Annotated in this window: 6 protein-coding genes; 1 reads left to right on the forward strand and 5 read right to left on the reverse strand. The window is 64.2% G+C overall.

Annotated features, from left to right (window positions below):
• Positions 1–55 precede the first annotated feature (55 nt).
• The 5 genes from leuS to NCR37_RS11020 all read right to left on the reverse strand — a co-directional run bounded on the left by leuS (position 56) and on the right by NCR37_RS11020 (position 5,811).
• A complete protein-coding gene (leuS, locus tag NCR37_RS11000) occupies positions 56–2,650 on the reverse strand; it encodes a leucine--tRNA ligase (RefSeq protein ID WP_250473021.1) in 2,595 nt (864 codons plus the stop codon).
• Between the two features lie 331 nt (positions 2,651–2,981).
• Positions 2,982–3,404, reverse strand: coding sequence for an ExbD/TolR family protein (locus NCR37_RS11005; RefSeq protein ID WP_250473022.1), 423 nt, complete (start codon positions 3,402–3,404; stop codon positions 2,982–2,984).
• Positions 3,405–3,414: 10 nt separating this feature from the next.
• Positions 3,415–4,080: a MotA/TolQ/ExbB proton channel family protein gene (locus NCR37_RS11010; protein WP_244847221.1), complete on the reverse strand. Its 666-nt coding sequence runs from the start codon at positions 4,078–4,080 to the stop codon at positions 3,415–3,417.
• A gap of 14 nt (positions 4,081–4,094) precedes the next feature.
• Positions 4,095–4,892: a 4-hydroxy-tetrahydrodipicolinate reductase gene (dapB, locus tag NCR37_RS11015; RefSeq protein ID WP_250473023.1), complete on the reverse strand. Its 798-nt coding sequence runs from the start codon at positions 4,890–4,892 to the stop codon at positions 4,095–4,097.
• A gap of 127 nt (positions 4,893–5,019) precedes the next feature.
• Positions 5,020–5,811, reverse strand: coding sequence for an outer membrane protein assembly factor BamE (locus NCR37_RS11020; protein ID WP_250473024.1), 792 nt, complete (start codon positions 5,809–5,811; stop codon positions 5,020–5,022).
• Between the two features lie 250 nt (positions 5,812–6,061).
• Here NCR37_RS11020 and fur point away from each other — a divergent pair, with 250 nt between their 5' ends.
• Positions 6,062–6,490: a ferric iron uptake transcriptional regulator gene (fur, locus tag NCR37_RS11025; protein WP_159836963.1), complete on the forward strand. Its 429-nt coding sequence runs from the start codon at positions 6,062–6,064 to the stop codon at positions 6,488–6,490.
• Positions 6,491–6,627: the final 137 nt, after the last annotated feature.

A 6,627-nucleotide genomic window follows, 5' to 3' on the forward strand; every position in this document is an offset into this window, starting at 1 on the left:
GCCGCGCGATTGTCGACGGCTTTGCCGCTCACATCGAATCCCCAGGTTTTGGCCATCAGACCACCACGTTGACGAGACGCCCCGGCACCACGACGATTTTCTTCGGCGCGCGGCCTTCGGAGAACTTTTCGAACATTTCGTGCGCGAGCGCCGCCTGCTCGATGGCTTCCCGCGTTGCATCCTTCGCCAGGGTCAGCGCGCCGCGCACCTTGCCGTTGACCTGCAGCACCAGTTCGATTTCCGATTGCTCGAGCGCGGCTTCGTCGACCTTCGGCCACGGCGCGTCGAGCAGCGGGCCGAAGTCGTCGGCGTAACCGAGTTCCGACCACAACTGGAATGTGATGTGCGGCACCACCGGATACAGCACGCGCAGCAGCACGCCGAAGGTTTCGTTCAGCACGCCTTCGCCTGCATTCTTCGAGCTGTCGAGCGCGTTGAGCATCTTCATCGCAGCGGACACGACCGTGTTGTACTGCAGGCGGCCATAGTCGAAATCGGCCTGCTTCAGCACGGTGTAGATGTCGCGGCGCAGCGCGCGGTCGGCGTCGCTTAGTTTCGATGCGTCCAGCTGGCGGTGCTGGCGCAGCGCCTCGGCGTTGTCGTGCGCGAAGTGCCACACGCGGCGCAGGAAGCGGCTCGCGCCTTCGACGCCCGCGCCCGACCATTCGAGCGATTGCTCCGGCGGCGCCGCGAACATCACGAAAAGACGCGCCGTATCGGCGCCGTACTGGTCGATGAGCGTCTGCGGATCAACGCCGTTGTTCTTCGACTTCGACATCTTTTCGACGCCGCCGAGCACGACCGGCTGGCCGTCGGCAATCAGCGTCGCGCCCGTCGGACGGCCCTTGTCGTCGTGCGAAACGGTGACTTCGAGCGGGTTGTACCAGGTCTTCTTGCCGCTCGCGTCTTCCCGATAGAACGTCTCGTTGAGCACCATGCCCTGCGTGAGCAGGTTCTTGGCCGGTTCGCCGAACTTCACGAGGCCCATATCGCGCATGACCTTCGTCCAGAAGCGCGAATACAAGAGGTGAAGAATGGCGTGCTCGATACCGCCGATGTACTGATCCATCGGCATCCAATAGTCGGTGCGCTCGTCGACCATCGTCGCGGCATCCGGTGCGCTGTAGCGCGAGAAGTACCACGAAGAATCGACGAACGTGTCCATGGTGTCCGTTTCGCGCTTCGCCGCCGCGCCGCACTTCGGGCACGAGCAGTTCAGAAACGCTTCCGACTTCGCGAGCGGATTGCCCGTGCCGTCCGGCACGAGGTCTTCCGGCAGCACGACCGGCAGATCCTTCTCCGGCACCGGCACATCGCCGCAGCTCGGGCAGTGAATGATCGGGATCGGCGTGCCCCAGTAACGCTGGCGCGAGATGCCCCAGTCGCGCAGACGCCACGTGACCTGCTTGTCGCCGAGATCCTTGGCTTTCAGGTCGGCGGCGATCGCATCGATCGCTTCCTCGGTGGTCAGGCCGTCGTACTTGCCGCTGTTGACGAGGCGGCCGGCCGTCTTGTCGCCGTACCACTCTTCCCACGCCGCGGTGGAGTAGGTCTTGCCTTCGACGGCGATCACCGGCTTGATCGCCAGATCGTATTTCTTCGCGAACGCGAAGTCGCGCTCATCGTGCGCCGGCACGCCCATCACGGCGCCTTCGCCGTAGGACATCAGCACGTAGTTGCCGATCCACACTTCCACCTTCTCGCCCGTCAGCGGATGCGTGATGAAAAAGCCGGTCGCCATGCCCTTCTTTTCCATCGTGGCGACGTCCGCTTCCGCGACGCCGCCGCGCTTGCATTCCTCGATGAACGCCTGCAAACCGGCGTTGTCGCGCACAAGACGCGTGGCGAGCGGATGCTCCGCCGCGATCGCCGCGAACGTCACGCCCATGATGGTGTCGGCGCGCGTGGTGAACACGCGCAAGAGCTTCGCCTCGCCGTCGATTTCGTACGGGAAGCCGAAGTTCACGCCGAAGCTCTTGCCGATCCAGTTCTGCTGCATGATCTTCACGCGCTCGGGCCAGCCGAGACCTTCGAGATCGTCGAGCAGTTGGTCCGCGTAGTCGGTGATGCGCAGGTAGTACATCGGAATCTCGCGCTTCTCCACGAGCGCGCCCGAGCGCCAGCCGCGCCCGTCGATGACCTGTTCGTTCGCGAGCACCGTCTGGTCGACCGGGTCCCAGTTCACCGTGCCGGTCTTCTTGTACGCGATGCCCTTTTCCAGCATCTTGAGGAACAGCCACTGGTTCCACTTGTAGTACTCGGGCGAGCACGTGGCGACTTCGCGCGACCAGTCGATGGCGAGGCCCATCGACTGCATTTGCTTCTTCATATACGCGATGTTGTCGTACGTCCACTTCGCGGGCGGCACGCCATTGGCCATCGCAGCATTTTCGGCGGGCATGCCGAACGCGTCCCAGCCCATCGGCATCAGCGTGTTGTGGCCGTTCATGCGCAGATAACGGTACATCACGTCGTTGATGGTGTAGTTGCGCACGTGCCCCATGTGCAGCTTGCCCGACGGATACGGCAGCATCGAGACGCAATAGAACTTGGGCTTGGCCGACGTCTCGGTCGTCCGGTAGACGTCGTTCGCGCGCCAGTTGCTCTGCGCGGCGGATTCGACGTCGGCGGGTACGTATTTATCGTGCATGGTGTGGTGGCTTTACGCTTGATGCTGTGAACGGGCGCGAGCTTCGTTAGGCTTGACCGCGCTGGCTGCGGTGGCGAATCCAGACGCTGCGTGGTCGACCGGCCGGCGCGACCCGCGCGATACAACGGCGGAATCGGGCCTGCTCTGATTGACGCGGGACGCGTTGGACGGGCAAAGGGCGATTATACCGTCCGCTCCCCGCGTGTCCTGGATTCGTAAAGCCGCCGGCCGCGCGATTTCCGGGCCATTCGCTGGAACATTCGCTGCAAGTTTGCGCGGCGCGCGGTCGTCCGGCAATTCGGCCGAACGGCATAGGCCGAATGCGAAAGTCTCAGCGCGCCGGCACGGGCTGCGTCACAAAACCGATCCGCTCGATTCCTGCCTGCTGCGCGGCGCCCATTACCTGCGCGACGATTTCATAGCGCGTGCCGCTCGAGGCCCTCAGATGCAGTTCCGGCTTATCGGCCGCCTTGCCCGCCGCGGCGAAGCGCGCGCGCATGTCAGCGGCCCTGATCGGCGCGTCGTTCCAATAGAGCTTGCCTGCATCGTCGATGGAAAGCGTGATGGTCTGCGGCGTCTCGCGCGCAGGCTGCGACGAGACCTTCGGCAAATCGAGCCGGATGGCATGCGTGAAGAGCGGCGCGGTGATGATGAAGATCACCAGCAACACGAGCATGACGTCGATGAGAGGCGTCATGTTGATGTCGGCCATGGGCGAGCCGTTGGGCTTGTTGTCGAGTCCGCCGAAGGCCATCGCTCGCTCCCTATTCCTTCTCGCCGCAAACGAAGGCGTGCAGATCGTGCGCGAAGCCGTCGAGTTCCTCGGAGATCTGACGCACGTAGCGGCCGAGCACGTTGTACGCAAGCACCGCCGGAATCGCGACGACCAGACCGAACGCGGTCATGATGAGCGCCTCGCCGACCGGCGCCGCGACGTTTTCGATCATCGCCTGCCCGCTCGCCGCAATGCTGCCGAGCGCGTGATAGATGCCCCAGACCGTGCCGAGCAAGCCGACGAAGGGCGCCGTGCTGCCCACCGACGCGAGGAGCACCTGTCCGAATTCGAGCCGCCGTTGCGAGCGCAGCAACGCCTGGCGCAGCGCGCGCAACACGCGCTCGTTGCGCTCGACGCGGGCGAGCAGCGCGCCGGGCACTTCCGCTTCGGAGGCGCGCCACGCCGCTTCGGCGAGCGGCAGATACACGCGCTCGCGGTCCGCGCTGCGCAATGCACCGATGCCGTCTTTGAGCGTCGATGCCTGCCAGAAGCGTTGCAGCGCGAGCGGCCCCTGCCATTTCGCGCGTGCCAGGACCCACGCCTTCACGAGCAAGAAGCACCAGCTCGCAAGCGACATGGCGAGCAGCACGCCCGCGACAGCATGCGTGACGGCATCGCCGCTTTGCAGATAATGGATAACGCCCGTTGCCGCCATCGTCCGTGAACGCCTCAGCGCAAGCCGAGCACGTCTTGCATGTCGAAGAAGCCCTTGTCGTGCGCGGCGAGGAAGCGCACGGCGCGCAGCGCGCCCTGCGCGTACGACAGACGGCTCGCGGACTTGTGCGTGATCTCGATGCGCTCGCCGATGCCCGCGAACAGCACCGTGTGATCGCCGACGATATCGCCGCCGCGTATCGCCGAGAAGCCGATGGTCGACGGATCGCGCTCTCCCGTTACGCCTTCGCGTGCGTAGACGGCGCAGTCGTTCAGATTCCGGCCGAGCGCGCGGGCCACGACTTCGCCCATCGCCAGCGCGGTGCCGGACGGCGCATCCATCTTATGCCGATGATGCGCCTCGATGATCTCGATGTCGTAACCCTGCGCGAAGTGCTTGGCGGCGAATTCGAGCAGCTTGAGCGTCACGTTCACGCCGACGCTCATGTTCGGCGCGAAGACCACGCCGATCTTGTCGCCCGCCTGCTTCAACTGCGCCTTTTGCTCGTCGGAGAAGCCCGTCGTGCCGATCACCATCTTCACGTTGTGACGCAGCGCCGCTTCCAGATGCATAAGCGTGCCTTCAGGGCGCGTGAAGTCGATCAGATAATCGGCGTCGGCGAACACGCGCTCGATGTCGTCGGTGAGCGTGACGCCGGTGGTCTTGCCGAGAAAAGCGCCTGCGTCCTGCCCGAGCTGCGGCGCGCCGGAACGGTCGAGCGCGCCGACGAGTTGCGCGTCGGGGTCGTTGAGAACGGTTTCGATCAGCATCCGGCCCATGCGGCCCGACGCCCCGGCGATGGCGATCTTCATGGCTGTCTCGTGTTGAACCGCGCGGCGAGCGCGGCTAATTGATACGGCGTCACGCGGCGAGCGCCCGCGACGCCGGTCTGTCCGGCAAGGCGCGAACGGCGCGCCTTGCCGACGATGCTTCGCCGCGTTACTGCGGCATGCTGAACTGCGCTTGCCCGCCAGCGTTGGCCGGGGCGGGCGACGTGCTCGCGGGACCGACCGCGCTGCTGTCCGGAATCGTGATCGTCTGCGGCTTGCGCTGCAACTGGATCTGCGAGTTGCCGCCCACGCTTGCCGCGCCGGGCGCCCCGCCCGCGCTTTGCGGCACGTTCGGGCGCACCGACGATTGCGTGCGGCCAGTCGGCATTTCGACTTGCGCCGTCGCGCGATTCGCTGCCTGCGCGGCTTGCTGGTTCGCATCGCCCGCGAAGGCTGCCGCGGTGTTGGGCTGCGTGGACGGCTCGCCGGCCGGCGCGGTCACGGTCGATGCCGACGCCGCCGATGCCGCGACGGCTGCGGGCGCCGTTGGCGACTTCGCGACCTTCACGCCCTTGTCGCCGTCGATCTCGGCGAGCAGTTCGAGGTTGGACGGCAGATTCTCGCCGCCCGACCAGCTCACGACGCGATCGCTCGCGAAGTTCACGATGAAATCGCGCTGCTGCACGACGGAGGTGGAACCGCGCTTGAAGTAGAACACGTAGTCCCAGCGGTCCGCGTGAAACATGTCGGTGAGCAGCGGCGTGCCGAGCAGTTGCCTGACCTGATCGCGCGACATGCCGACCTGCATCTGGCTCGCCGCTTCCTGCGAAACGAAGTTGCCCTGCACGACCGTGATGCGATAGGGCGTGATGCTCTGCGCGATCTTCTGCGTGACGCTGTCGTACGTCGAGCAACCCGCGAGCGACGCGGCGAGGGTTGCTGCGATGATGGTTCCCCGCATGCGACGGCTCTCCCTGCAATTCGATAAAAATTTTGAGATCATTTCACCTTTCGCGCACAGCGCCGATGACACTGACAACGCCGCGCTTCTCGTTCCGCTCTCAGTGCGCTTCTGCGTCGCTACTGCGTCGCTGTTGCGTCGCTCTTGCGTGGCTTCCGCGCGGTTTTGCGTACTTTCCGCATGAGATGTCAGGATTCGGAAAAACGCATTACTATGAGAACCTTGAATTGTACTCTAGGGATGCCTAGCCATGACCAATCCCTCCGATCTGAAAAATATCGGGCTCAAGGCGACCCTGCCCCGCCTCAAGATTCTGGAAATCTTCCAGCATAGTCCGGTGCGTCACCTCACCGCTGAAGACGTGTATCGCAACCTGCTCAACGAAGAGCTCGATATCGGGCTCGCCACCGTGTACCGCGTGCTCACGCAGTTCGAGCAAGCGGGCCTGCTGTCGCGAAGCAATTTCGAATCGGGCAAAGCGGTGTTCGAGCTGAACGAAGGTTCGCACCACGATCACCTCGTGTGCATCGACTGCGGGCGCGTCGAAGAGTTCTTCGACGCCGAAATCGAACGCCGTCAGCAGTCCATCGCCAAGGAACGCGGCTTCAAGCTGCACGAGCACGCGCTCGCGCTCTACGGCGCCTGCACGAAGGAAAACTGCCCGCACCGCAAGCACTGAGCGGCATGCGCCCGGCCGGGCGCGCGCCTGCAAAAAAACCCCTCAGTAGGCGTTGATTTAAGGCGGGTTTTTTTTTTCACATCTAGTACCAGTTGGGGGGCAATACCTAAAAAACGGAAATTACACATTAAAAATGA

This window comes from Caballeronia sp. GAFFF1, assembly GCF_023630705.1.
Classification (GTDB): domain Bacteria; phylum Pseudomonadota; class Gammaproteobacteria; order Burkholderiales; family Burkholderiaceae; genus Caballeronia.

Bases quoted from the DNA above. Each gene is read 5' to 3' on its own strand.
- NCR37_RS11005 (WP_250473022.1), bottom strand. From the start codon at position 3,404: ATGGCCTTCGGCGGACTCGACAACAAGCCCAACGGCTCGCCCATGGCC.
- fur (WP_159836963.1), top strand. From the start codon at position 6,062: ATGACCAATCCCTCCGATCTGAAAAATATCGGGCTCAAGGCGACCCTG.
- NCR37_RS11010 (WP_244847221.1), bottom strand. From the start codon at position 4,080: ATGGCGGCAACGGGCGTTATCCATTATCTGCAAAGCGGCGATGCCGTC.
- leuS (WP_250473021.1), bottom strand. From the start codon at position 2,650: ATGCACGATAAATACGTACCCGCCGACGTCGAATCCGCCGCGCAGAGC.
- NCR37_RS11020 (WP_250473024.1), bottom strand. From the start codon at position 5,811: ATGCGGGGAACCATCATCGCAGCAACCCTCGCCGCGTCGCTCGCGGGT.
- dapB (WP_250473023.1), bottom strand. From the start codon at position 4,892: ATGAAGATCGCCATCGCCGGGGCGTCGGGCCGCATGGGCCGGATGCTG.